The following is a 25664-nucleotide window of genomic DNA, read 5'->3' as shown; positions in this document are numbered from 1 at the left end:
CAGCGCCACGGAGGACGCCCGGCCTTGCGGGGGCCGCCCCGGGCGGTGCGCGGGCGGGAGACCGGCCGATCGTCAGGCCGAGACCCGCGGCTGCCCGGCCTCCCGGGGCGAGGGCAGCCGCACCGCGGGGGCCTCGCACTGCATCACCCGCGGCAGCCGCAGCGCCATCACCGCGCCCAGCAGCAACAGCCCCGCGCTCACCATCAGCGTCACGTGCAGTCCGTGCACGAAGCAGTCCCGCGCCGTCTGCCGCAGGACCTCCCCGGCGGGCCCGCCGAGCCGCCCGGCGACCTCGTACGCCTCGCCCAGCGAGTTCCCCGCCGCCGCCGACGCCGCGGCCGGCACCCCCGGCACCGACGACAACCCCGGGGCGTAGGCCGCGTTCATCACGCTGCCCAGCAGCGCGATCCCGATCCCGGCCCCCAGCTGGTACGACGTCTCGCCGATCGCCGCCGCCCCGCCCGCCTGCTCCGGCGGCGCCTCGCTCAGCATCGACTCGTACGCCCCGAACAGCGTCGTCTCCAGCCCGAACCCGAGCAGCAGGAAGCCGACCAGCAGCAGCGCCGGGTTGTCCGCCCCGCCCATCGCGGTCAGGGTGACGACCGCGGCGGCGGTGAGGCAGAACCCGGCGCACACCGTCCGCCGCGGCCCGAACCGCCGCAGCAGCCGCGCGCCGGCGAGCCCCGCGGCCATCGCCGCGAAGGTCAGGGGCAGCAGGCGCAGTCCCGTCTCCAGCGGGGACAGGTCCAGCACCAGCTGGAGGTACTGCGCCGCGATCAGTTCCAGGCCCACCAGCGCCAGCATCGCCAGCACGATGCACCCCACCGCCGTACCGAACGCGGGCCGCGCGAACATGCGCAGGTCCACCAGCGGATGCGCACGCCGCCGCTGACGCCGTACGAACAGCACGATCAGCAGCGCGCCCGCGGCCAGCGGCACCAGGGTGAGCGGACCCAGTTCGCCGCTGCCCAGCCGCTTCACGCCGAGGACGGCGCCGAACAGTCCGGCGGCGGCCGTCAGCGCGCCCACGACGTCCCACGGCCCCTCCCCGGCGCCCTTGGACTCGGGCAGCAGCAGCCGGCCCACCGGCAGGCTGACCAGCATCAGGGGGATGTTGACGAGGAAGACCGAGCCCCACCAGAAGTGCTCCAGCAGGAAGCCGCCGAGCAGCGGCCCGACCGCCGCGCCGACCGCGGCCACGGCGCTCCAGACGCCGATGGCGAGCGCCCGCTCCCGCCGGTCGGGGAAGACCTGGCGCAGGATGGACAGCGTCGCGGGCATGATCATCGCGCCGCCGACGCCGAGCAGCGCCCGCGCGAGGACGAGCACCTCGCCGCTTCCGGCGAACGCCGCGAGCGCGGAGGCCACGCCGAACAGCGCGTAACCGAGCAGCAGCACCCGTCTGCGGCCGATCCTGTCGCCGAGCGTGCCGAACAGGATCAGCAGCGAGGCGCAGACCAGGGGATAGGTGTCGACGATCCAGAGCAGTTCGATCGCGCCGGGCCGCAGGTCCTCGGTGACGGCGGGCACCGCCACGTGCAGCACGGTCGCGTCGACGGCGACCAGGAGCAGGCTGACGCACAGCACCACCAGCACGACCCAGCGGTTGGCACCGGCCCCGGCCGCCCGACGGCGCCACCGAACGGCGGCCGTGGTCGTCCCGGACATGAACGTACCTCCCAGATTTTCCCCGGTTCGGCGGGCTCGCGGGGTGGGGACTCCCCGGGGCTCGGCCGGAGAGGAGCGGTGGTCTCCGGCCCGCGCGACGAACGACGAGTGACACGCAGCGTACGCGAGTTCGCGCGTCGGCCACGTGGCGGACCTCTCACAGTTCCCCGCCGAAAATGTGGCGTGCGCCACTCTCCTCACGGCCCGTCGCACCCCGGCGCACCCTCCGTTTCCGGGCGCCGCCGATAATCGCCCCGTGACCGATCTCGAGACCCGGGTGGCGCCGCCCGGCCCTCCGACCCTGCGCCGGGCGGCACCCGCTCTCCTGGGGTACGCGGCCGTGCGCGCGCTGGGGCTGCTCGTCCTGGCGGTGTGGAGCGCCGCACGGGACAAGAGCGCGTACACCTTGCTGACCGCCCGCTGGGACTCCTTGTGGTACACCCGGGTCGCCGAACTGGGGTACGGCTACGAGGTGCGCCTGCCGAACGGCGACGTCCATTCCAACCTCGCCTTCTTCCCGCTGCTGCCGTGGCTGGAGCGGCTGGTCGCGGAGCTGACGCCGCTGTCGTACGCCGACGCCGGTTTCGCCGTCTCCCTGGTCGCCTCGCTCGCCGCGGCCTGGGGGATCTTCGCGGTCGCCGACCGTCTGTACGGGCGCCGGGCCGGGGTGTGCGCGGTGCTGCTGTGGGCGGTGCTGCCGGTCGGGATCGTGCAGTCGATGGCGTACAGCGAGTCGTTGTTCACCGCGCTGGCGGCCTGGTCGCTGTACGCGGTCCTCACCGGCAGCTGGGTGACCGCCGGTCTGCTGGCGTCGCTCGCCGGGCTGACCCGCCCGGTGGGGATCGCCGTGGTGGCGGCGGTGTGGGCGGCGGGCGTGGTCTCGTTCGTGCGAGAGCGGAGCGCGGCGGACACGCCGGGCGCGCGCATAGATCCGCGCGCCCTGGGGCTTCTCCTCGCGCCCCTGGGTGCCGCCGGCTACGTCCTCTGGGTCGGCCACCGCACCGGGAGGGGGCCGCTCGGCTATCTCGACGTCCAGGCGGGCTGGCGCAACGGCTTCGACGGCGGCCACGCCTTCGCCCTGTTCATCATCGGCAAGTTCACGTCGATCCCCTCGGCCTTCGCCGGTCTCGCCCTGGGCGTCGGCGTCGTCCTGCTGATCCGGCTCTACGTCGCCGGCGTGCGCGGACGCCAGCCCCTCCCCCTGCTGGTCCACACGGGAATCGTCCTCACGCTCGCACTGTGCGCCTCCGGCTACTTCGGCTCGAAGCCGCGTCTGCTGCTGCCCGCCTTCCCGCTGCTGTTCCCCCTCGCCACGGCCCTCGCGCGGCTGCGGCCCTGGCGATCGGCCCTGGTCGTCGGCGGGGTCGCGGCGGCGTCGGCCGCGTACGGCGCGTGGTGGCTGAACGGCTCCGGTCCGCCCTGAGCCGTCCCGCCGGGCGGATGAGCGAACGGAGAATGGCGGCAGTGCATTCGGTGAACGCATTCATAAGTAAGCCAAAACCATCCCCCGGAATGATCAAAAGAATTGCGAGGAACGCGGTGCGGAGATTGCGGATTCCAGTGGAATATTCACCCTTCTGAGAGCAATCCCACATCACATCGTCATCACAAAGCCGTGGATTCGGCAGGTAACCGCGCTCACTCGCTGTAACGTCGATTGGGTGCGTACCGAACGAAACCTCACCCGTCTGGACCGGGTGTTCGCAAGGCTCGACCGTGAGCCGGAACGACCGGCCCACATCGACGTGCCGCAGATGAGCAGGCACCGGGTCGCGCTGTTCTCGGCGACCCTGGCCTTCTACCTGGCGATCGTGTGGCTCGTGGTGACCACCTCGTGGCTGGTCCGCCTCGACTGGCAGGTCATGTTCTTCCGGCCGTACCAGCAGTGGTCGGAGATCCACTGGTTCGTGGACTACTACGTGGTCCTCGGCCAGCGCGGACCCACCGCCGTCATGATCTGCGCCTGGCTCGGCTGGAGATCCTGGCGCCAGCACACCCTGCGGCCCCTGCTCACGCTCGGCACGTCGCTGCTGCTGCTGAACCTCACCGTCGGTGCCGCCAAGATCGGCATGGGCCGTCTCGGGCCGCACTACGCCACCGCCATCGGCTCGAACGAGATGGGTCTGGGCGGCGATATATTTCCCAGCGGTCACACCGCCAACGCGGTCGTGACCTGGGGAATCCTGGCCTATCTGGCCTCCACCCCACGAGCCCGCCGCTGGCTGTCCGCGCTCTCCGCGGTGACCTCGCTCGGCGTCGGCCTGGCCACGGTCTACCTCGGTACGCACTGGCTGAGCGACGTGGTCCTCGGCTGGGCCGCCGGGCTGCTGATCCTGCTGGCCCTGCCCGCGTTCGAGCCGCTGATCGCCCGCACCGAGGCCTGGATCTTCACTCTGCGCGACCGCCTGCGCGACCGCCGCGCGAGGACGGCGCCCGTCCCGACCCCGGTACCCGTGGCCGTGCCGCTCACGCAGCGCGCCACGTCCGGCCGGCCGGACGAGACCACCGCGGTCCACGAGACTGCGGCCCGTCCTCCCAGGGCGCCGGTCTACCTCGCCCCCGGCCCGCACACGACCCGCGCGGAGCGCGCCCCGGTCACCCCGGCCGGCAGTCGCCGCCCGCCGCACGCGGACCGGCTTCCGCACGGTTCGGCCAACCCGGCCGCCCGCCCCTGACCGGCGGCTGACCTCACGCGCGGGGCCCACCGGTGCGCACACACCGGGCCCCGCGCGCCTCACCCCTTCCAGGCCCGCGTCACCCGGCCTTCGCTCACCTCGAAGTTCAGCCGGCCCACGCGGTACTCCATGGTGATGATCGTTCCGGGCGCCAGCGAACGCACCGCCGACCACCCTCGCTCACGGGCGAGCCGCTCGGCCCGGCCGCTCTCGAGGCCGACGTATCCGTCCGGACTGTCCTGGGGCTCCGCTGGCGGAGTGGGAATCGGTGCCATACCCGCAACGCTAGGCCGGGACCGCCGTTCCGGGAACCCCGAACGGGAGATGTGGATCACTACGGTCACACTTCTGTCACAGGATCCCGACACGAGTTTCCGTACGAATCCATCACCCGAACGGGCGGTTCCGTCAGCCTTCCGCACCTATTCGACCGCCATTTCCGCGTGTCCTACCGACTCCTCCCCTTACCCGGCGGAAAGTTCCCGGGGAACCGTTCCCGGATCCCGTTTCCTTTCGATTCCGCGGGGCTCCGCGGGAGTCGGATCCTCATAGGAAATACACGGCTCCCCCACACATCCCCCGTATGCCCGCTGTCGGGCCTGTGGCGGCGCGAGCATCATGGCGGCGGCTCGCGGGCACCCGTGCGGCTCGAGCGGGCGGGACCCGGGACGCGACGAGCGAAGGGGCGAGCGAGCAATGGGGACGGAGACCGTACCGGTGACGGCGCGCACCGCGGGCGGGAGGCGGGGCCGGGTGGTCGTCGACTGGCTGACCACCACCGACCACAAGAAGATCGGGCACCTCTACCTGATCACGTCGTTCGCGTTCTTCCTGATCGGCGGGTTCATGGCGCTGGTCATGCGGGCCGAACTGGCCCGCCCGGGTCTGCAGATCGTGGACAACCAGCAGTTCAACCAGTTGTTCACCCTGCACGGCACGATCATGCTGCTGCTGTTCGCGACCCCGTCCTTCGCGGGCTTCGCCAACGAGCTGATGCCCCTCCAGATCGGCGCCCCCGACGTCGCCTTCCCCCGGCTGAACATGCTGTCGTACTGGCTGTTCCTGTTCGGCGGGGTGATCGTGCTCGGCTCGCTGCTGGTACCGGAGGGCCCCGCCGCCTTCGGCTGGTTCGCCTACGCGCCGCTCAACAACGCCACGCACTCCCCCGGCCTCGGCCCCGACCTGTGGATCATGGGGCTGGCGCTGGCCGGCTTCGGGACGATCCTCGGCGCGGTCAACTTCATCACCACCATCATCGGGATGCGCGCGCCCGGCATGACCATGTTCCGGATGCCGATCTTCACCTGGAACACGCTGTTCACGTCGATCCTGATCCTGCTGGCGTTCCCGGTGCTGGCGGCGGCGCTGCTGGTGCTCGAGGCGGACCGGCGGTTCGGCTCGCAGGTCTTCGAGGCCGCCAACGGCGGGGCGCTGCTGTGGCAGCACCTCTTCTGGTTCTTCGGGCATCCCGAGGTGTACATCATCGCGCTGCCGTTCTTCGGGATCATCACCGAGATCATCCCGGTCTTCAGCCGCAAGCCGATCTTCGGCTACCTGACCCTGGTCGGCGCGACGATGGCGATCACCGGGCTGTCGGTGGTCGTCTGGGCCCACCACATGTTCGCCACCGGCGCGGTGCTGCTGCCGTTCTTCTCGTTGCTGTCGTTCCTGATCGCGGTGCCGACGGGCGTGAAGTTCTTCAACTGGACCGGAACCATGCTGAAGGGCTCGCTCTCCTTCGAGACGCCGATGCTGTGGGCGGCCGGCTTCCTGGTGACGTTCCTGTTCGGCGGTCTGACCGGGGTGATCCTGGCTTCGCCGCCGCTGGACTTCCACGTCACCGACTCGTACTTCGTGGTGGCGCACTTCCACTACGTCGTCTTCGGCACGGTGGTCTTCGCGGTCTTCGCCGGATTCTTCTTCTGGTGGCCGAAGTTCACCGGCAAGCTGCTCGACGAGCGACTCGGCAAGATCCAGTTCTGGACGCTGTTCATCGGCTTCCACACCACGTTCCTGGTCCAGCACTGGCTGGGCGCCGAGGGCATGCCGCGCCGCTACCCGGACTACCTGGCCGCGGACGGCTTCACCGCCCTCAACACGGTCTCCACGATCGGCGCGTTCCTGCTCGGCCTGTCGACACTGCCGTTCCTCCTCAACGTCTGGAAGACCGCCAGGTACGGCGAGAAGGTCGGGGTCGACGACCCCTGGGGCTACGGCCGCTCCCTGGAGTGGACGACCTCCTGCCCGCCGCCCCGGCACAACTTCACCACGCTGCCCCGGATCCGCTCGGAGTCCCCGGCGTTCGACCTGCGCCATCCCGAGTACGCGGCGGAGATCCCGCAGCCGGAGCCGGAGAAGCACCAGGCGGGCTCGTGAGCGAGGCCCCGTGGCCCGTCCGGCGTGCACGCCGGACGGGCCACGGGGCCGGGCACTGTCAGAAGTTCAGCCGCAGACCGGGCACGATCAGGTCGGGATTCCCTCCGACGGCCGTCTTGTTCGCGGTGTAGACCTGCTGCCAGGTGGTTCCGTGGCGCGCGGCGATCGTGCTGAGCGTGTCGCCCGCGCGGACGGTGTAGTCGTTGTCGCCGCGGGAGGACGTACCGCGGGAGCCGTGGCCGGGAGAACGCTCGGCGGCGTCGGCCGGCTTCGAGGAGCCTCCCGTGGACGAACCGCTCTTCGACGCCCCGTCGGCCGACGAGCCGGCCCGCGCGGAACCGCTCTTGGCCGAGCCGCTCCTGGCCGGACCGCTCGCGGCCGTGGGCGCGTCGCCGGAGGCCCCGGCGCGCGTGGAGCAGGTCGGCCACGCGCCCCACCCCTGGGAGCGCTGGACCTTGGTGGCGACGGCGATCTGCTGCTCCCTGGTGGCCCGGTCGGCGGTCGGCGCGTAGGCCGTACCGCCGTAGGCGCGCCAGGTGGAGGCGGAGAACTGGAGCCCTCCGTAGTAGCCGTTGCCGGTGTTGATGTGCCAGTTGCCGCCGCTCTCGCACCGGGCGATGCGGTCCCACACTCCGGCGTCCGCCGCGGCGGCGTCGCCGCCGGCGGCCAGCAGTCCCAGGGGGGCGAGAAGCGCCGCCCCGGCGAGGACCGCCGTCGTACGCGCCTTGGCGGCGCGAGCGTCGAGGCGGGTGTCATCGGCACATTCGGACATGAGGATCCCTCTCTACGAACCCGGGTCTCCCCCCGAGCGGAGCGCGCCGTCCGCGCGGGAACGCGGTCGTCGTGCTCCGCCCCGTCCGCCGGCGGTGGTGCTGCGCGATGTCTGGTTCTGCGCGGCCGGCGGACGTACCCGGGCGGTGCTCGCTGCACACGGCCGAGCAATCTAGGGAATCCGACGGCCCGTCATCAATCAACACGCCGTCATCGCAGGCCAGTTCACCGTTACCGTCGGTATCAGCGAAATCAGGACACCTATTTCATATCCTGATTTCCTGATTTGTCGACCAGTGCCGCGCCCCGCCTGTGTCCCACCTCACGCATTCAACTTCCGTGATGTTCCCGTTACTTGACGATGAGTGGCCGATTCCGCACGAATCGTGACCGTGTGCGCAGGCCGGTTCGATTCCTCTCGTCCGGCAGCGTGACCCCCGCCACAGCTCGCCCGTTGTCTCTGCGTGGGCCGGGGAGCCACCCGGCCCGCCCACGCACCGCATCCGAGGGAGTCACCCGTGCCGCGCATGCTCGACGTCAGCGACGAGGTACGTGCCGAGATCGGCGCCGAAGAAGCCGACCGGCTGATCGCCGGAGAGAACGCCCCGGGCAGTTACGACTGCACGTCCTGCCGCACCCCGGGCGACTCCGAGTACGAGCGCACCAGCACCGTTCTGTTCATCGGGGACGAGACCGCCGTTCTCGCCTTCGCCCACGCCACCTGCCTGCCCTCGCAGATCGTCCAGGTCACCGAGGAACAGCTCCAGGGTGCCGTCCGCTCCATCAGCGGCGACACCGTCGACCCTGACCCCGGCAAGGTCGTGCCCGAGCAGGCCGTGCTCGGCGTGACCAGCGGACTGGTCCTGATCGCCGGGGAGTTGCACCCGGCCCTGGTCGTCGAGCCGACCGCGCCCGTCGTGCGGCCCGGCGCCACCGACATCGGCGACGACTTCCTGCCGCTCCTCATCGAACAGGGTTTCATGCCGCTGTCCGAGCTGTCCGAGGTGCCGCCCGTGCGGCACGGCTGGTCCGTGCTGCTGGCGATGGGCCAGCTGCACGCGGTGCTCCAGCCCTCGGTCAACGGCGGTCAGCCGGTGGCCTGGTGGCAGGCCCACCAGCCGTTGCAGGTGACGGAGGGCTGGCGGGCCGCCGCCAACAAGCACCAGCAGGTGCTGATGTTCGCGGCACCGGTGGGGGCGATCGGCCGCCAGCCCCGGGAGGACCTGCTGCGGGACGCGCTGGACAAGGCCGCGGCGAACGGCCAGCTGGTCGGGGCGGCGCTGCCCCTCGCCGGCACCTGAGCCCGCAGGGCGGGGACGCGGGCCGCGTCCCCGCGCCCCCGAAGGCCGGTAGCCGACCGCATCCCCCGACCTCACACGTCGTTTGGACATACGTGCACACCTACGACGTTCCCCGCCGCCAGCCCTACCCGATCCCGTCCGCGCGAGCGGCCCAGGACTCCCAGGCCCCCCAGGGCGGCCCCTCGGCCACGCCGATCTACGACGCGCTCTACGCCGAGTACGTCAAGTCGTTCCGCTCGCTGCCCGGTGACCGCAGCGGTGAGGACGAACTGGGTTTCACCGCCTTCGGGAACATGCCGCACGGTACGGGGACGTACGCGGCGCCGCGGCCGGGGTCGTTCAGCAGCTCGTACAGCGCCTACAGCGCGGGCGCGCAGAGCGCACGGCTCGGGCAGCCGTCGCAGTCACCGGCACCCTCCCCGCCGCAGGAGCGGGGACAAGGCCAGGGCCAGGGCCAGGAGCAGTCTCAGGCGCCGCAGTGGCAGCGGATCGGCCCGCTCGGGCAGACCGGCCGGCCGCACACGCCGACCGGGACGCACCGCGTCCCGGCGGCACTGCCCCCGGCACCCCGGCGGAGCGTCTGAGGCCCGCGGCGGGCTCGGTACGGCCGGAGGGCGGCACCCGTGACGGGTGCCGCCCTCCGGCCGTACCGTCAGGTCACTTCTTCTTGCCGCGCTTCTCGCGCACCCGCACCGAGATGTGGATCGGCGTGCCCTCGAAGCCGAACTCCTCGCGCAGCCGGCGCTCGATGAAGCGCCGGTAGCCCGCCTCGATGAAGCCGGAGGCGAACAGCACGAACCGCGGCGGCTTGGTGCCCGCCTGGGTGCCGAAGAGGATGCGCGGCTGCTTGCCGCCCCGGATCGGGTGCGGGTGGGCGGCGACCAGCTCGCCGAGGAAGGCGTTCAGCCGGCCGGTCGGGACGCGCGTCTCCCAGCCCGCGAGGGCGGTCTCGACCGCCGGTACCAGCTTCTCCATGTGCCGTCCGGTGCGCGCCGAGACGTTCACCCGCGGCGCCCACGCCACCTGGGCCAGCTCGGTCTCGATCTCCCGCTCCAGGTAGTAGCGGCGCTCCTCGTCGAGGTTGTCCCACTTGTTGTAGGCGAGGACGATCGCGCGGCCCGCCTCCACGGCCATGGTGACGATCCGCTGGTCCTGCACGGAGATCGACTCGGAGGCGTCGATCAGGATGACCGCCACCTCGGCCTTCTCCACCGCGGCCGCCGTGCGCAGCGAGGCGTAGTAGTCGGCGCCCTGCTGGAGGTGGACCCGCTTGCGGATACCGGCCGTGTCGACGAACTTCCAGGTGACGCCGCCCAGTTCGATCAGCTCGTCGACCGGGTCACGGGTGGTGCCGGCCAGCTCGTTGACGACGACGCGCTCCTCGCCGGCCACCTTGTTCAGCAGCGAGGACTTGCCGACGTTCGGACGGCCGATGAGGGCGATGCGGCGCGGGCCGCCGACCGCCGTGCCGAAGGTCTGCTCGGGCGCCTCCGGCAGTGCCTCCAGGACCGCGTCCAGCATGTCGCCGGTGCCGCGGCCGTGCAGCGCGGAGACGGGGTGCGGCTCACCGAGGCCCAGGGACCACAGATAGGCGGCGTCCGCCTCACCGCTCTGGCCGTCCACCTTGTTGGCGGCGAGCACGACGGGCTTGCCCGCCTTGCGCAGCAGTCGTACGACCGCTTCGTCGGTGTCCGTGGCGCCGACCTTGGCGTCGACGACGAACACGACGGCGTCGGCGGCCTCGATCGCGTACTCGGCCTGCGCGGCCACGGAGGCGTCGATGCCGAGGACGTCCTGCTCCCAGCCGCCGGTGTCGACGACCTTGAAGCGGCGGCCGGCCCACTCGGCCTCGTAGGTGACCCGGTCGCGGGTGACACCCGGCTTGTCCTCGACGACCGCCTCGCGCCGCCCGATGATCCGGTTGACGAGGGTCGACTTGCCGACGTTCGGGCGGCCGACGACCGCGAGGACGGGCAGCGGCCCGTGCCCGGCGGCCTCGATCGCGCCCTCGACGTCCTCGATGTCGAAGCCCTCGACCGCGGCGAGCTCCATGAACTCCGCGTACTCGGCGTCGCCGAGCGCCCCGTGGTCGTGCTCGAAGGAGTCCGAGCCGTCGGGCTGGATGTGGTCGTTCATGAAGTCCGTACCTCTGCGTTCATTCGTGGTGATCGGTGGAGCACCCGTTTTCGGCGGTTTGATCCACTACTCAGTGTCGCCCAGCGCCCGCTCGGACGCCCGGCGTTTTCGTACCGTCGCGCCGCTATGCGTCGCGCCGCCGTCCGTCGTCCGCCGGGCGGCCGGTGAGCCGTCTGGCGTGTTCCAGGTGGGCGGCCAGTTGCTTCTGGATGCGCTCGGTGGCCTCGTCCAGCGCCTTGCGGGTGCGCCGCCCGCTGCCGTCGCCCGCCTCGAACGGGTCGCCGAAGACGACGTCGACGCGGGAACGCAGCGGGGGCAGCGTCTTGAACAACCGTCCGCGGCGCTCGGTGCTTCCCAGGACGGCCACGGGGACGATCGCCGCCCCGCTGCGCACCGCGAAGTAGGCGAGCCCCGCGCGCAGGGAGGCGAAGTCGCCCTCGCCCCGCGTGCCCTCCGGGAAGATGCCGAGGACGCCGCCCGCCTCCAGCACGCCCAGCGCGCGGGTGATGGCCTTGCGGTCGGTGGTGTCCCGGTCGACCTTGAGCTGGCCGATGCCGGTCAGGAACGGGTCGAGGGGGCCGATGAACGCTTCCTTCTTGATCAGGAAGTGCGTCGGCCGGGGGGCCACACCCATGACCATCGGCCCGTCGATGTTGTGGGAGTGGTTGACGGCGAAGATCACGGGGCCGGTCGCCGGCACCTTCCAGGCGCCCAGCACCCGCGGTTTCCACAGCCCGAACATCAGGCCGACGCCGATGCGCCGCCCGACCTCCGCCCCTCTCTCCGAGGGCAGTTCGCTCACTTCGCCGCCCGCTTCTCCCCGACGAGGGTGACCACGCACTCGATGACCTGGGCCAGCGTCAGCTCGGTGGTGTCCACCTCGACGGCGTCGTCCGCCTTGGCGAGCGGGGAGGTCTTGCGGGAGGAGTCGGCCGCGTCCCGCTTGATCAGCGCCTCGCGGGTGCTGTGCACGTCCGCGCCCTTCAGCTCGCCGCTGCGGCGGGCGGCGCGGGCCTCCGGCGAGGCGGTGAGGAAGATCTTCAGGTCGGCGTCGGGCAGCACCGTCGTCCCGATGTCCCGTCCCTCGACGACGATGCCCCGCTCGGCACAGACCGCCAGCGACCGCTGCAGCTCGGTGATCCGCGACCGCACCTCGGGTACGGCGCTCACCGCGCTGACCTTGGAGGTGACCTCCTGGGTGCGGATCGGACCGGCCACGTCGACACCGTCGACCGTGATCGTCGGGTCGGTCGGGTCGGTGCCGGAGACGATCTCGGGCTTGCCGGCGACGGCGGCGATCGCCGTGGGGTCCTCGATGTCGATCCCGTTGCTGACCATCCACCACGTGATCGCCCGGTACTGGGCGCCGGTGTCCAGGTAGCTCAGCCCGAGCTGGGCGGCCACGGCCTTGGACGTGCTCGACTTGCCCGTGCCGGAGGGACCGTCGATGGCGACAATCACGGGCTGGGCGGCGCCGTTTTCCACGGGAGGACACCTTCCTGGTGCGAGGCGGTGGGCTGCGGGACGACAACGTGCCCCGCACAAGGTTACTGGCTGCGGGTCACTCGTCCGGCCGACGGCCGCGGCGGGGGCCCGTCCGGCACGCTTCCGCGGCGCTCTCCGGACGCCCCGCAAGCTTCCGCCGCGCTCGCCGGACGCCCGGGCGCCGGTGTGCCTACTGCCGCAGCGCCCAGCCCCGCTCCCGCAGCGCGGCGCTCAGCACGGCCACCGCCTTCGGCTCCACCATCAGCTGCACCAGACCGGCCTGCTGCCCCGTCGCGTGCTCGATGCGTACGTCCTCGATGTTGACCCCGGCCCGGCCGGCGTCGGCGAAGATGCGGGCCAGCTGCCCCGGCTGGTCGTCGATGAGCACCGCCACGACCTCGTACGCCCGCGGCGCGGACCCGTGCTTGCCGGGGACCCGGACCTGACCGGCGTTGCCCCGCCGCAGGACGTCCTCGATGCCGCCGGCGCCGGCGCGCCGCTTGTCCTCGTCGGAGGACTGCAGGGCGCGCAGCGCCCGGACCGTCCCGTCGAGGTCGGCGGCGACGTCGCCGAGCAGGTCGGCGACCGGCCCGGGGTTCGCGGAGAGGATGTCGATCCACATCCGGGGGTCGGAGGCGGCGATCCGGGTCACGTCCCGGATGCCCTGCCCGCACAGCCGTACGGCGGCCTCCTCGGCGTTCTGCAGGCGGGCGGCGACCATGCTGGAGACCAGGTGGGGCATGTGCGAGACGAGCGCCACGGCCCGGTCGTGGGCGTCGGCGTCCATCACCACGGGAACGGCCCGGCAGTGCGAGACCAGCTCCAGGGCGAGGTTCAGCACCTCGGTGTCGGTGTCGCGGGTCGGCGTCAGCACCCAGGGGCGGCCCTCGAAGAGGTCGGCGGTCGCGGCCAGCGGGCCGGACTTCTCGCGGCCGGACATGGGGTGGGTGCCGAGGTAGGACGACAGGTCCAGGCCGAGCGCCTCCAGTTCCCGGCGCGGTCCGCCCTTGACGCTGGCGACGTCGAGGTAGCCGCGGGCCACGCCCCGGCGCATGGCGCCGGCGAGCACGGCGGCCACGTGGGCGGGCGGGGCGGCGACGATGGCGACGTCGACCGGGCCCTGGGGGGCGTCGTCGGTGCCGGCGCCGAGCGCCGCCGCCGTACGGGCCTGCTCGGGGTCGTGGTCCTCCAGGTGGACGACGACACCGCGCCCGGCGAGGGCGAGGGCCACGGAGGTGCCGATGAGTCCGGTGCCGATGACGAGCGCGGTCCTCACTGGGCGATGTCCTTGCGCAGGGCGGCCGCGGCGCCGAGGTAGACGTGGTTGATCTCGGAGCGGGGCCGGTCCGACTCGATGTGCGCGAGGACGCGGACGACCCTCGGCATGGCGCCCCGGACGTCGAGTTCCTGGGCGCAGATCAGCGGTACGTCGACGATGCCCAGCTTGCGCGCGGCGGCGGCCGGGAAGTCGCTGTGCAGGTCGGGGGTGGCCGTGAACCAGATGCTGATCAGGTCGTCGGCGGCGAGGGCGTTCCGCTCCATGACGGCGGTGAGCAGGGCCCCGACCCGCTCGTCCATGTGCCCGGCCTCGTCCCTGTCCAGCTGGACGGCTCCCCGGACCGCTCGTACCGCCACGGCGCTGCTCCTTGCTCACGTAGGTCACGGCTCTTCGCCGTCCAGCGTAGTCAGCGCGGACCGACCCGGAGCACGGCGCCCGCCCGCTGAGACGCGCCCCGTGCGAGCGGCCGGCCCGCGGGCCCGGGGCGCGTCCCGTGTGCCACCCTGTCCACCGGATCCACCCCTTCGCCTCTTCCGCTTCTTCCGCACTTCCGGAGTGACGACATGCCCCTCCCCGCCTCCCGCCGGACGGTTCTCCTCACGACGGGCGCGGCGGCGCTCGCCGTCGGCTGTGGCGGCCGGAACGACGACCGCAACGCCGGTGACGAGTCCGGCGCCTCCCCCACCGCCGGTCAGGAGCTGGCGAGGACGGCCGACATCCCGGTCGGCGGCGGCAGGATCTTCGAGGACGCGAAGGTCGTGGTCACACAGCCCGCGCGGGGCGACTTCAAGGCGTTCTCGGCGGTCTGCACCCACCAGGGCTGCATCGTGGCGACCGTCGCCGACGGCACCATCAACTGCGCCTGCCACAAGAGCAGTTTCGCCATCGGCGACGGCGCGGTGACGAACGGCCCGGCGACCGAGCCGCTGCCCGCGGCGAAGATCGCGGTGAAGGGCGACGCCATCAGGCTGGCGTGAGGTCAGCGGGACCGGTGACCGGTGACGAGTGACCGGTGACGAGTGGCCGGTGGTCAGCGGTCCCACAGTGCCCCGAGGGTGACCAGCTCGCTCCGGTGCTCGATCCGGTCCGCCCACTCCGCCGGCCAGGCGTCGGCCCCGGCGTACGCGCCCGCGAAGGCACCGGCCAGGCAGGCGAGGGAGTCGGAGTCGCCGGCGGAGCAGGCGGCCCGGCGCAGTGCGGTGACCGGCTCGTCGGGGAAGAGCAGGAAGCACAGCAGCCCGGTCGCCAGTGCCTCCTCGGCGATCCAGCCCTCCCCGGTGGCCAGGCACGGGTCGGTCTCCGGCGAGGGGCTGCGCAGGGCCTCCTGGAGCCGCTCCAGGACGCCCAGGCAGTCGTCCCAGCCCCGCGCGATGAAGTGTTCCGGGGTCGGGTCCTGGGAGCGGGTCCACAGGTCGCCGAGCCAGCGGTGGTGGTAGCGGGTGCGGTTGTCGAGGGCGTACGACCGCAGCAGTCCGACGAGGCCCGTCGGTTCGGCGCCGTCCGCGAGCAGCCGTACGGCGTGGGCGGTGAGGTCGGAGGCGGCGAGCGCGGTGGGGTGGCCGTGGGTGAGGCCGGACTGGAGCTGGGCGGCACCGGCCCGCTGCTCGTCGTCGAGGCCGGGGGCGAGGCCGAGGGGCGCGACGCGCATGTTGGCGCCGCAGCCCTTGGAGTCGATCTGAGCGGCGTCCTGCCAGGGGCGCCCGCGCTCCTCCAGCAGGCCGCAGGCGGTCAGGCAGGTCCGGCCGGGGGCGCGGTCGTTCTCGGGCGAGCGGTACCAGTCCACGAACTCCTCGCGCAGCGGCCTCTCCAGCCCGGCCGGCTCGAGCGGTCCGCGGTCCCCGGCCGTGCGCAGGGCCCGGGCGACGGCGAGCGTCATCTGCGTGTCGTCGGAGACGAAGGCCCGCCCCGGCAGTTCCATCTCCCGCCACGGCCCGCACGTGGCGAGGATCGAGGGGACGTCGTCGAACTCGGTGGGGAATCCGAGCGCGTCGCCCAGCGCGAGGCCCAGCAGGGCCCCCGTCGCGGCGCGCTTCCTGACGGTCGTGGTGGTCATGCGGAACGTCCTTTCCGGGGCGGTCGCAGCAGGGGCGGGTGGAGGGTGGTGGCGGTGCCCGCGCGATAGAGGGCGGCCGGTTTGCCGCGGCCTCCGGTCAGCCGTGCGGGGCCGCCGGGAACGGGTTCGACGAAGCCGGGGGTGGCGAGGACCTTGCGGCGGAAGTTGGGCCGGTCCAGGCCGGTGCCCCAGACGCTCTCGTAGACCTGCTGGAGCTCGCCGAGGGTGAACTCGGGCGGGCAGAAGGCGGTCGCGAGGCAGGTGTACTCGAGCTTGGCGCCGACCCGTTCGTGGGCGTCGGCCAGGATCCGGTCGTGGTCGAAGGCGAGCGGTGCGGCGTCGTCGTACGGCCGCCAGCGGGCCTGGGCAGCGTCGCCGCCGCCGCGCGGTTCGGGGGCGTCGGGCAGCAGGGCGGCGAAGGCGACGGAGACGACCCGCATGCGGGGGTCGCGGTCGGGCTCGCTGTAGGTGCGCAGCTGTTCCAGGTGGAGGCCGGAGACGTCGGCGAGGCCGGTCTCCTCGGCGAGTTCGCGCCGGGCGGCGGCCTCGGCGGACTCGTCCGGCAGCACGAACCCGCCGGGCAGCGCCCAGCGGCCGAGGTACGGCTCCTGCCCTCGCTCGACGAGCAGCACGTGCAGGGCGCCCGCGCGCAGGGTGAGGACGGCGAGGTCCACGGTGACGGCGAAGGGTTCGAAGGCGTGCTTGTCGTAGCCCCGCATCCACCCACCCCCTTTTAATAGTCGTACCGACTATAAACATGGCCGGTGTCCGGGCACAAGAAAGCGGCCGGTCCCGGACATCCGGGACCGGCCGCTCCGTCGGGCCGCTCTACAGGTCGACTTCCTTCATCAGCATGCCGACCTCGGTGTTGGACAGCCGGCGCAGCCAGCCCGACTTCTGGTCGCCCAGGGTGATCGGGCCGAAGGCCACGCGGACCAGCTTGTCGACCGGGAACCCGGCCTCCGCGAGCATCCGGCGCACGATGTGCTTGCGGCCCTCGTGGAGGGTGACCTCGACGAGGTAGTTCTTGCCGGTCTGCTCGACGACCCGGAAGTGGTCCGCCTTCGCGTACCCGTCCTCCAGCTGGATGCCGTCCTTGAGCCGCTTGCCCAGGTCGCGCGGGATCGGGCCCACGATGTGCGCGAGGTAGACCTTCTTCACGCCGTACTTGGGGTGCGTGAGGCGGTGCGCCAGCTCACCGTGGTTGGTGAGCAGGATGACGCCCTCGGTCTCGGTGTCGAGCCGCCCGACGTGGAAGAGGCGGGTCTCACGGTTGGTGACGTAGTCGCCGAGGCACTGCCGGCCCTCGTTGTCCTCCATCGTCGAGACCACACCGGCGGGCTTGTTCAGCGAGAAGAACTGGTACGACTGCGTCGCCACGGTCAGTCCGTCGACCTTGACCTCGTCCTTCTCCGGGTCGACCCGCTTGCCCTGCTCCAGGACGATCTCGCCGTTGACCTCGACCCGCGCCTGCTCGATCAGTTCCTCGCAGGCCCGCCGGGAGCCGTAGCCCGCGCGCGCGAGGATCTTCTGGAGCCGCTCGCCCTCCTGCTCGGCGCCCGGGAAGGTCTTGGGCAGCTTGATGTCCTTCTTGGCCGCGTACCGCTCGCGGTTGCGCTCCTCGGCGCGCGTCTCGTACTCGCGCGAGGTCGCCGGAGCCGACGGCCCGCGCTGCTGGGGCTTCTTCGGACCGCCCTTGGCGCCGCCGCGGGCCGCGCCCCCGCGCCCCGCCTTCGGGCCCTCGTGAGACGCGCCGGGGCCCACGTCGTAGCGGCGCTCCTCGGGGCGGGGCTTGCTGGGACGGCCCTGAGCCTGGCCCTGGCCCTGCCCCCGGCTCTGGGCCTGTCCCCGGCCCTGGCCCTGGCCCTGCTTCTGGCCCCTGTTGTTGCCGGCGCCGCGGGGGTTACCGCGCCCACCGCTCCTGCCGCTACCGCTGCCGCTGCTTCGCATCAGATTTCCGTCGTCGTCGTGTCCGTCGTGGGACCGTCGTCCGCATCCGGGGCGTCCGGATCGAACGACGGTACGGCTTCCTGGGTCTCGGCCTCGATCGCCTCCGCCTCCGGGAGGAAGGGCGCGAGCTCCGGGAGCTCGTCCAGACCGCGCAGGCCCATCCGCTCCAGGAAGTAGTTCGTCGTCCTGTACAGGATCGCACCTGTTTCGGGTTCCGTGCCCGCCTCCTCGACCAGACCGCGCTGGAGCAGGGTGCGCATCACGCCGTCGCAGTTCACTCCGCGCACCGCGGAGACCCTGCTGCGGCTGACCGGCTGACGGTAGGCGACCACCGCGAGGGTCTCCAACGCCGCCTGGGTAAGCCGGGCCTGCTGGCCGTCCAGGACGTACCGTTCGACGGCCGGGGCGTAGTCGGCACGGGTGGAGAACCGCCAGCCGCCCGCGACGAACCGCAGCTCGAAGCCGCGCCCCTGCGCGGTGTACTCGTCGGCCAGCTCCCGCAGCGCGTCCGCGACCTGGCGGCGCGGACGCTCCACGATCCTCGCCAGGTGCTCCTCGCCGGCGGGCTCGTCCACGACCATCAGCACGGCCTCCAGGGCAGGCTTGAGGTCGAGGCCGGCGACGGCAGGCGGTCCGGCCGGGGCCGCCGGGGCCCCCACGGTCTCCTCGCTCACGGCTTGCGCTCCTCCTCGGTCTTCTCCGGCGGCCGGTCGAACTCGTCGGTCACCCTGGGCTGGTCGTCCCCGTCCCCGCCGGTCCAGCGCACCAGCAGCTCCCCGAGCGCGGTCTCCTGGTCGAGGGCGACGGCCTTCTCCCGGTACAGCTCCAGCAGGGCGAGGAACCTCGCCACGACGGTGAGGGTGTCGTCGGTGTCCTCGACGAGCGTGCGGAAACCGACCTCGCCGAGCCGCCGCAGCCGTGCGACCACGATCTGGGCCTGCTCCTGCACGCTGACCAGCGGGGCGTGGATGTGGTCGACGTACACCTGCGGCTCGGGCCTGGGCTGCATCGCCTTGACGGCGAGCTTCGCGAAGCCCTCCGCGCCGATGCCGATGACGACCTCGGGCAGCAGTTCGGCGTGGTGCGGTTCGAGACCGACGGTCCGCGGATGGCGGTGGGCCTCCGCGTCCAGCCGTTCCCGGAAGATGTCGGCGATCCGTTTGTACGCGCGGTACTGCAGCAGCCGGGCGAACAGCAGGTCGCGGGCCTCGAAGAGGGCCAGGTCCGTCTCGTCCTCGATCTCGGCGGCGGGCAGCAGGCGGGCCGCCTTCAGATCGAGCAGCGTGGCGGCGACGACGAGGAACTCGGTCGTCCGGTCCAGGTCCCAGTCGGGGCCCATCGCCCGGATGTGCGCCATGAACTCGTCGGTGACCTTCGACAGCGCGACCTCGGTGACGTCCAGCTTGTGCCGGGAGATCAACTGGAGCAGCAGGTCGAAGGGGCCCTCGAAGTTGGCGAGCCGGACCTTGAAGACACCGTCGGGGGCCTCCTGGGCGGTGTCCTGACCGTTGTCACGGACGCCGCCCCGGGGGCTGCCGGCGGGCTCGGCAGCGGGTTCCGGCGCGTGCACCGGTTCCGGTACGGGAGCCGGATCGTGCACCGGGGCGGGAACGAGCATCGGTTCCGGGGCCGGTTCCGCGGGCGCCGCCCCCGGTCCCCGTCCCAGCGCACGCCGACGGCCGGCGGGTGCGCCGGGGCCGGGGTCGGGATCGTTCGAGGTCATGGCCCCGCAGGCTACCGCTACCGCCCGCGAAGTCGTCGTACGAGGATGCTGGCGTCTCCGCGGCTCTCCAGGTCGGCGAGGACGACGGCGACCGCCTCGCGGACGATGCGTCCGCGGTCGACCGCGAGCCCGTGTTCGCCGCGGAGCACCAGACGGGCGTGCTCGAGGTCCATCAGTTCCTCGGCGGACACGTACACGGTGATCTTCTCGTCGTGCCGTTCGCGGCCGCTGGGCCGGCGGGCGGAGGCCCGTCCGCGCTTGCGCGACGGGGCGTCGTCCTGGGTGGCAGACCCTTCCTGCGCGCCCTGTCGGGGACCGGGACGCTCCCCGGTGCCCCGGGTGCCGCCCTGCTCGGCGCCGGCCGCCGCGTGTTCGGTTCCCTCGCCGTCCCCGCCCTGCGCGGGTACGGCGTTCGGCGCGTCGTCGGCGGGACCGGCCGCCGCCCCGCCGCGCTCCCCCGTCGGAGCGGGCACCCGGGCCTCACCGCCCGCGGGGCGCCGGGGTGCGGACGGCTGGAGCGCCGTTCCCCCTGTCGTGCGGAAGAGTTCGTCGGCCCCCGGCAGACTCACTCGGCGTGACACCGGGCGAGCACCTCCCTGGCGAGCTGGCGGTAGGCGGCGGCGCCGACGGAGTTGGAGGCGTAGGTGGTGATCGGCTCACCGGCGACCGTGGTCTCCGGGAAGCGGACCGTGCGCCCGATGACCGTGTGGTAGACGTGGTCGTCGAAGGCCTCGACGACCCGCGCCAGCACCTCGCGGCTGTGCACCGTGCGCGAGTCGTACATGGTCGCCAGGATCCCGTCGAGCTCCAGCTCCGGGTTGAGCCGTTCCTGGACCTTCTCGATGGTCTCCGTCAGCAGGGCGACACCGCGCAGCGCGAAGAACTCGCACTCCAGCGGCACGATCACCTTGTGCGCGGCGGTGAGCGCGTTGACGGTGAGCAGGCCGAGCGAGGGCTGGCAGTCGATCACGATGTAGTCGTAGTCGTCCATCAGCGGCTTCAGCGCCCGCTGCAGCGTCGACTCGCGCGCGACCTCGGAGACCAGCTGGACCTCGGCGGCGGACAGGTCGATGTTGCTGGGCAGCAGGTCCATGTTGGGGACCGCCGTCTTCAGGAGCACCTCGTCGGCCGACATGCCCCGCTCCATGAGCAGGTTGTAGACCGTGAGGTCGAGCTCCATCGGGTTGACGCCCAGACCGACCGACAGCGCGCCCTGCGGGTCGAAGTCCACGAGCAGTACCCGGCGTCCGTACTCCGCGAGCGCGGCACCCAGGTTGATGGTCGACGTGGTCTTGCCGACGCCGCCCTTCTGGTTGCACATCGCGATGATCGTCGCGGGACCGTGGTTGGTCAGCGGTCCCGGGATCGGGAAGTACGGCAGCGGACGACCGGTCGGGCCGATGCGCTCGCGGCGCTGGCGGGCGGCGTCGGGCGCGAGGGTGGCCGCGTACTCGGGGTCGGGCTCGTACTCGGCGTCGGGGTCGTAGAAGTGCCCTTCGGGCAGTTCGTCGTAGTCGGCGAAGTGGTTGCGGGGCGCGCCACTTCCGTCGCCGGCCATGGCGTTCACGTGATGGCCATCCATGCTCTGGGGTGCTGACAGAGCCGTGTGGGGGCTTGACCGGCTCTGGTGGGCTGCGAAGGTTCGGACAGCGACGGAGCCGACAGCCTCGAGCCCCGTGGAGCCCTGACTCCGCGTAGGCATTCCTGGTTGACCACCCCCGGGAGAAAATGTCGACTCATTCACAAGTCGTCTTACCTCCTTGGTGACCAGGAAACTTCTAGACAAGGTCAGCGTGGCACCATGCCGACGGTTGGCGACTCTATGGCGTGTCGGGTGTTCGCAGCAACACAATCCGCCGGACCCGACTCGATGTGTCGACAATGAAACATCCCGCTGTCAAGGGCGTACGGCCGTCGCACAGCAGGTTCCACCGGTGTGCGAATCGGTCGAAGGGTCACGTTCGAGGCGAGTTGACCGAGAGCCGCAAAGTGACCATACACACATCCGGCCGGACCTTGTCGGGCAAGGTCCGGCCGGATGTGCGCGATTGACTCGTCCTGTTGACGTATCGCCTTTACGGAAAGGTGACTTGCCCGGGCGTGTCAGCCGAGGAGCGTGTCGAGCTCCACGTGCGCCAGGCCGTGCGCCTCGGCGACCTCGCGGTAGACGACCTGGCCGTCGTGGGTGTTGAGACCCCTGGCCAGCGCGGCGTCGCGGCGCAGCGCCTCGGCCCAGCCGTTGTTGGCGAGCGAGACGATGTACGGCAGCGTGGCGTTGGTGAGGGCGTTGGTGGAGGTGTTGGGCACCGCGCCCGGCATGTTCGCGACGCAGTAGAAGACCGAGTTGTGCACCGGGAAGGTCGGCTCGGCGTGGGTGGTGGGACGGGAGTCCTCGAAGCAGCCGCCCTGGTCGATCGCGATGTCGACAAGAACACTGCCGGGCTTCATCCGGGACACCAGCTCGTTGGTGACCAGCTTCGGGGCCTTGGCGCCCGGGATCAGCACGGCACCGATGACGAGGTCGGCGTCGAGGACGGCCTTCTCCAGCTCGAAGGAGTTGGACATGACGGCCTTGACCCTGGTGCCGAAGATCTTGTCGGCCTCGCGCAGCTTGTTGATGTCGCGGTCCAGCAGGGTCACGTCGAAGCCCATGCCGACGGCGATCTGGGTGGCGTTCCAGCCCGACACCCCGCCGCCGATGACGACGGCCTTGGCCGGGGTGACGCCGGGGACGCCACCGGGCAGCACGCCGCGGCCGCCGTTGGCCCTCATCAGGTGGTAGGCGCCGACCTGCGGGGCCAGCCGGCCCGCGACCTCGGACATCGGGGCGAGCAGCGGCAGCGCGCGGTTCGGCAGCTCGACGGTCTCGTAGGCGATCGCGGTGGTGCCGGACGCGACGAGGGCGTCGGTGCACTCCTTGGAGGCGGCCAGGTGCAGGTAGGTGAAGAGGGTCTGGTCCTTGCGGAGGCGGTGGTACTCCTCGGCGACGGGCTCCTTGACCTTCAGCAGCAGGTCGGCCGCGGCCCACACCTCGTCGGCGGTGTCCAGGATCCGCGCGCCGGCGGCGACGTACTCGTCGTCCGTGATCGACGATCCGACACCGGCGTTGCGCTCGATGACGACCTGGTGGCCGTTGCGCACCAGCTCGTGCACGCCGGCGGGGGTGATGGCCACCCGGAACTCGTTGTTCTTGACCTCGCGGGGGATGCCGACCTTCACGTCGATCACGGTCCTTGGCTCAGAGGGTGTGGGGAAACAGCAACACATACCCGGAGGTAGCGGACGCACCGGGATGCACCGCAGGAGAACGTGCGGCAGAGCCATTTTAATGAAGGTGTTCCCGCTGTCTAGCCTTTCATTGCATCAATCTTCAGCGGGTGTACTGCGGATTTCGCAGGCGTTATCGCCGTGTTCCGGCTCCGGATCACGGTCTCCGGGCTCATCTCCCAGGATGCGCTCGGCCGCGCCGCGGTGCAGGCGGGCGGCCGCGGGGTCGCCGAGGTGCTCCAGGGTGTCGGCCAGCCGGAGCTGGAGGGCTGCCTGCAGCCGGGTGTCGTCGGCGCGCCGGGCCCACTGGGCCGCCTCCTGGCAGGTGCGCAGCGACTCCTCCGGCCGGCCCGCGTACTCCTGGACCCGGGCCAGCTCGCTCAACGCCCGTGCGGACGCGGCCACATCACCGGCCTTGCGGTGCCCGGCGGCCGCCGCCCGCCAGCCCCGCTGCGCCTCGCCGTACCGTCCGGCGTAGGTGTGGGCGGTGGCGATACGGCCGTACAGCCGGGCGGCGTCCGCGCGCTCGTCGCGGGCCAGCCGCTGGGCGAGGGCCCGGCCGAACCAGTCGGCGGCCCGGTCGTAGTCCCCCAGCTCCAGGTGCGCGCCGCCCACGGATTCCATCGCGCGGCCGGTCGCGTACGGGTCGTTCGCCTCCCGCCCGGCGTCCAGCGCGGCCCGGTAGCGCACCAGGGCCTTTGCCGTGCGCCCGGTGTGGGCGTCCACGTCGCCCAGGTTCAGCAGGGCGGCGGCCTTCTCGCGGGGCAGGTCGCGGCGCTCGGCCACGTCCAGGACGAGCTGGTGGACGCCGTACAGGTCGGGGGCGGCCCCCTGGGTGCCGAGGTGCGCGACCATCGCCCTGACCAGCTGGGCCATCAGCCGTCTGGCCAGGGTGTCCAGCTCGCCGTCGGCGACCGCGAGCCGCGCGGAGGCGAGCAGTGCGGGCCGGCGGGCGCGCAGCCAGTCGGCGGCCGCGCGTGGGGTGGCGAACCGCAGGGCGCGGGGCATCCCCTGGAGCTTCTCCCGGGCCTGCGGGTTGTCCGTCTCGGTGATCGCCCGGCAGGACTGGAGCAGCCGTACCGTCCGCTCCAGCATGCGGGCGCGGGCCAGCTGGAGTTCGGCCGGACGCTCGTGGGTCTCGGCGGCCGCCCGCAGCAGGGGCTGGAGGCAGCCGGGAACCTCGTACTGGGGCACCGGCGACGGCAGGGCCCGCAGCAGGCCCAGGGCGGCGAAGTCGTCCAGGGTGGTGCGCGCGGCGCCGATCGAGCAGCCGGCGAGCGCGGAGGCGGTGTGCGGGTCGGCCAGGCCGGCCGGGGCGAGGCAGAGCAGCCGCAGTATCCGGGCGGCGGCCGGGGGCAGGGTGGCGTGCACGAGCCGGAAGATCCGGCTGAGGGGGGTCCCGTCGTCGCCCGCGGCGTGCAGTTGCTTGGCGAGGTCGGCGATCGCCGACTTGGGGCGCGCGGCGAGCCAGCCGCCCGCCAGCATCAGCGCGGCGGGGTGCCCCTGGCAGGCCTCGACGAGGCCCTCGGCGGCGCGCGGGTCGACGGTGACGCGGACCGAGCCGGTGCGGCGGGTGAGCAGTTCGAGGGCGGACTTGGTGTCGAGGCCGCCCAGGGTGCAGGGCCGCACGTCGGAGATCCCGGTGAGCGGGCCCGCCGAGACGGCCACGACCAGGCACTCGGGGGTGTCCGGAAGGAGCGCGTCGACCTGGTCGGCGCCGGCCGCGTCGTCGAGCAGGAGGAGCGCGCGCCGCTCGGCGAGGGCCTCGCGCAGGCGGGCCGAGAGGTCGTCCTCGCCGGCGCCCGGCGGAACCGGTCGGCCGAGCGCGGTGAGCAGGTCGCGGGCGGCCCGCTCGACGGGCACGGGTGTGCCGTCGGGCTCGCCGAGCCGGACGCGCAGCACGCCGTCCCGGTAGCGCCCGGCGACCTGCCGGACGAACTCCTCGGCCAGCGCGGTACGGCCGGAGCCGGGCCGTCCGGCGATGAGGAGCACACGCGCGCGGGGGGCCTTCTTTCCGGAGAGGGTGTCCAGCCCCGCGCGTTCGATGTCGGCGCACAGTTCCTTCAATTCCCGGGTACGGCCCAGGAAATGGCCCTCCGTCGCAGCGTGTCCGGACAGCTGCACGCCGTCTGTGTCCACTGCCTGATCCGTCACGGGCCACACTCCCGTCCCACCGCACGCGCGAGCCCGCCGGGAACTCCGGATCGGGCGATTCCCGAGCCTAGTTCACGCTCTGCGACGTTCCGTGAGGAGCGCGGCGGTGACGTCCCCCGATCGGATCAGCAGATCGTCACACCGCAGAGGTCGACGGGAGGACGCGGGACGGGGTCACGCCTCGAAGGGGCGGGCCGGCCACGGCGCCTGAGCCGGGCGCAGCACGTCGAGCCCCTCGCCGCCGCGCGCGGCGGCCAGCGACAGGACGCCCACGACGAGGCAGTTGTTGTGCAGTTCGCCGGCGAGCACCCCTCGCACGAGTTCGTCGACCGGCACCCGCGCGTGCTCCATGTCGGCCTCCTCGTCCTCGACCGCGAAGCGCTCCCCGTCGGCCTCGGACAGGCCGCGGGCCAGGAAGACGCGCACCGCCTCGTCGCAGCCGCCGGGAGTGGTGTAGACGTCGGTCAGCACCCGCCAGTCCTCGGCCTTGACGTGGGCCTCCTCGTACAGCTCCCGCTGGGCGGCGTGCAGCGGGTTCTCGCCGGGCACGTCGAGCAGGCCGGCCGGGATCTCCCACAGCTTCTGCCGCACGGGGTGGCGGTACTGCTTGATCAGCAGGACGCGGTCCTCGTCGTCGAGGGCGAGGACGGCCACGGAGCCGGGGTGGACCTGGTAGTCACGGTGCACGACGGAGCCGTCGGGCATGACCACCTCGTCCGTGCGGACGGAGGTCTTCTTGCCCACGAAGGGGGTCTCCGTCGCGCGGATCTCCCACGCCTGCGCGGTGTCCTTGATCGTCATGCCCTGTCCTTCCACACGTACAAAA

At 72.3% G+C, this 25664-nt stretch carries 24 protein-coding genes; 6 read left to right on the top strand and 18 right to left on the bottom strand.

Features of this window, described 5'->3' with window-relative positions; all coding sequences use genetic code 11:
* Positions 1 to 72: 72 nt before the first annotated feature.
* Positions 73 to 1668, bottom strand: coding sequence for an MFS transporter (locus ACGFQC_RS34515; RefSeq protein ID WP_363092733.1), 1596 nt, complete (start codon positions 1666 to 1668; stop codon positions 73 to 75).
* A gap of 256 nt (positions 1669 to 1924) precedes the next feature.
* Between ACGFQC_RS34515 and ACGFQC_RS34510 the strand changes: the two genes are divergently transcribed.
* Together ACGFQC_RS34510 and ACGFQC_RS34505 are read left to right on the top strand one after the other, a co-directional pair.
* On the top strand, positions 1925 to 3091 hold the full coding sequence (locus tag ACGFQC_RS34510) for a glycosyltransferase family 39 protein (protein ID WP_363092734.1): 1167 nt from the start codon (positions 1925 to 1927) through the stop codon (positions 3089 to 3091).
* Positions 3092 to 3329: 238 nt separating this feature from the next.
* Positions 3330 to 4343: a phosphatase PAP2 family protein gene (locus ACGFQC_RS34505; protein ID WP_363092735.1), complete on the top strand. Its 1014-nt coding sequence runs from the start codon at positions 3330 to 3332 to the stop codon at positions 4341 to 4343.
* A gap of 59 nt (positions 4344 to 4402) precedes the next feature.
* Here the strand turns inward: ACGFQC_RS34505 and ACGFQC_RS34500 are convergent, their stop codons facing one another.
* The gene (locus ACGFQC_RS34500; RefSeq protein WP_363092736.1) at positions 4403 to 4618 is read right to left on the bottom strand and encodes an I78 family peptidase inhibitor; all 216 of its coding nucleotides are present in this window, start codon (positions 4616 to 4618) and stop codon (positions 4403 to 4405) included.
* Between the two features lie 421 nt (positions 4619 to 5039).
* On the opposite strand from ACGFQC_RS34500, the gene ctaD reads away from it, so the two are divergent.
* Complete coding sequence (gene ctaD, locus ACGFQC_RS34495) at positions 5040 to 6719, top strand: cytochrome c oxidase subunit I (protein ID WP_363092737.1); 1680 nt, start codon at positions 5040 to 5042, stop codon at positions 6717 to 6719.
* 58 nt (positions 6720 to 6777) lie between these two features.
* Here the strand turns inward: ctaD and ACGFQC_RS34490 are convergent, their stop codons facing one another.
* Positions 6778 to 7491, bottom strand: coding sequence for a transglycosylase family protein (locus ACGFQC_RS34490; protein WP_363092738.1), 714 nt, complete (start codon positions 7489 to 7491; stop codon positions 6778 to 6780).
* Between the two features lie 517 nt (positions 7492 to 8008).
* Here ACGFQC_RS34490 and ACGFQC_RS34485 point away from each other — a divergent pair.
* A complete protein-coding gene (locus tag ACGFQC_RS34485) occupies positions 8009 to 8791 on the top strand; it encodes a hypothetical protein (protein WP_363092739.1) in 783 nt (260 codons plus the stop codon).
* A 92-nt stretch (positions 8792 to 8883) separates the two neighbouring features.
* Entirely contained in the window at positions 8884 to 9375 is a 492-nt protein-coding gene (locus ACGFQC_RS34480; protein ID WP_363092740.1) for a hypothetical protein, read from the top strand.
* A gap of 73 nt (positions 9376 to 9448) precedes the next feature.
* On the opposite strand, the gene der is transcribed toward ACGFQC_RS34480, so the two are convergent.
* From der to aroH, 5 genes are all read right to left on the bottom strand, one after another.
* On the bottom strand, positions 9449 to 10927 hold the full coding sequence (der, locus tag ACGFQC_RS34475) for a ribosome biogenesis GTPase Der (RefSeq protein ID WP_363092741.1): 1479 nt from the start codon (positions 10925 to 10927) through the stop codon (positions 9449 to 9451).
* Positions 10928 to 11051: 124 nt separating this feature from the next.
* Entirely contained in the window at positions 11052 to 11729 is a 678-nt protein-coding gene (locus ACGFQC_RS34470; RefSeq protein ID WP_363092742.1) for a lysophospholipid acyltransferase family protein, read from the bottom strand.
* Entirely contained in the window at positions 11726 to 12412 is a 687-nt protein-coding gene (gene cmk / locus ACGFQC_RS34465; RefSeq protein WP_363092743.1) for a (d)CMP kinase, read from the bottom strand. The genes ACGFQC_RS34470 and cmk overlap by 4 nt, the downstream gene beginning before the upstream one ends.
* Before the next feature lie 190 nt (positions 12413 to 12602).
* Entirely contained in the window at positions 12603 to 13688 is a 1086-nt protein-coding gene (locus tag ACGFQC_RS34460; protein ID WP_363092744.1) for a prephenate dehydrogenase, read from the bottom strand.
* On the bottom strand, positions 13685 to 14047 hold the full coding sequence (aroH, locus tag ACGFQC_RS34455) for a chorismate mutase (RefSeq protein ID WP_363092745.1): 363 nt from the start codon (positions 14045 to 14047) through the stop codon (positions 13685 to 13687). The genes ACGFQC_RS34460 and aroH overlap by 4 nt, the downstream gene beginning before the upstream one ends.
* A 207-nt stretch (positions 14048 to 14254) precedes the next feature.
* Here aroH and ACGFQC_RS34450 point away from each other — a divergent pair, with 207 nt between their 5' ends.
* Entirely contained in the window at positions 14255 to 14668 is a 414-nt protein-coding gene (locus tag ACGFQC_RS34450) for a Rieske (2Fe-2S) protein (protein ID WP_363092746.1), read from the top strand.
* A 53-nt stretch (positions 14669 to 14721) separates the two neighbouring features.
* Here the strand turns inward: ACGFQC_RS34450 and ACGFQC_RS34445 are convergent, their stop codons facing one another.
* The 10 genes from ACGFQC_RS34445 to ACGFQC_RS34400 form a co-directional block, all read right to left on the bottom strand.
* Positions 14722 to 15744, bottom strand: a complete 1023-nt coding sequence (locus tag ACGFQC_RS34445; RefSeq protein ID WP_363092747.1) for an ADP-ribosylglycohydrolase family protein — start codon at positions 15742 to 15744, stop codon at positions 14722 to 14724.
* Entirely contained in the window at positions 15741 to 16463 is a 723-nt protein-coding gene (locus ACGFQC_RS34440) for an NUDIX domain-containing protein (RefSeq protein ID WP_363092748.1), read from the bottom strand. The genes ACGFQC_RS34445 and ACGFQC_RS34440 overlap by 4 nt, the downstream gene beginning before the upstream one ends.
* Before the next feature lie 109 nt (positions 16464 to 16572).
* Positions 16573 to 17694 (bottom strand): pseudouridine synthase, encoded by a 1122-nt coding sequence (locus ACGFQC_RS34435; protein WP_363092749.1) that lies wholly within the window; start codon positions 17692 to 17694, stop codon positions 16573 to 16575.
* Entirely contained in the window at positions 17694 to 18368 is a 675-nt protein-coding gene (gene scpB / locus ACGFQC_RS34430; RefSeq protein ID WP_363092750.1) for an SMC-Scp complex subunit ScpB, read from the bottom strand. The genes ACGFQC_RS34435 and scpB overlap by 1 nt, the downstream gene beginning before the upstream one ends.
* Positions 18365 to 19417: a segregation/condensation protein A gene (locus tag ACGFQC_RS34425; protein WP_363092751.1), complete on the bottom strand. Its 1053-nt coding sequence runs from the start codon at positions 19415 to 19417 to the stop codon at positions 18365 to 18367. Before ACGFQC_RS34425 ends, scpB begins: the two co-directional genes overlap by 4 nt.
* A 17-nt stretch (positions 19418 to 19434) precedes the next feature.
* Positions 19435 to 19998, bottom strand: coding sequence for a hypothetical protein (locus tag ACGFQC_RS34420; RefSeq protein ID WP_363092752.1), 564 nt, complete (start codon positions 19996 to 19998; stop codon positions 19435 to 19437).
* Positions 19983 to 21119, bottom strand: coding sequence for a ParA family protein (locus ACGFQC_RS34415; RefSeq protein WP_363092753.1), 1137 nt, complete (start codon positions 21117 to 21119; stop codon positions 19983 to 19985). Before ACGFQC_RS34415 ends, ACGFQC_RS34420 begins: the two co-directional genes overlap by 16 nt.
* Positions 21120 to 21520: 401 nt before the next feature.
* Positions 21521 to 22636, bottom strand: coding sequence for an alanine dehydrogenase (gene ald / locus ACGFQC_RS34410; RefSeq protein WP_363092769.1), 1116 nt, complete (start codon positions 22634 to 22636; stop codon positions 21521 to 21523).
* Between the two features lie 144 nt (positions 22637 to 22780).
* Entirely contained in the window at positions 22781 to 24838 is a 2058-nt protein-coding gene (locus tag ACGFQC_RS34405; RefSeq protein ID WP_363092754.1) for a tetratricopeptide repeat protein, read from the bottom strand.
* 174 nt (positions 24839 to 25012) lie between these two features.
* Entirely contained in the window at positions 25013 to 25639 is a 627-nt protein-coding gene (locus tag ACGFQC_RS34400; protein WP_363092755.1) for an NUDIX hydrolase, read from the bottom strand.
* Between the last annotated feature and the right edge of the window lie 25 nt (positions 25640 to 25664).

The organism is Streptomyces sp. NPDC048734 (assembly GCF_043198675.1).
In the GTDB taxonomy this organism is placed as follows: Bacteria; Actinomycetota; Actinomycetes; order Streptomycetales; family Streptomycetaceae; genus Streptomyces.
Note: the sequence above shows the minus strand (reverse complement) of the source record. Positions and strands in the feature narration are given on the sequence as shown.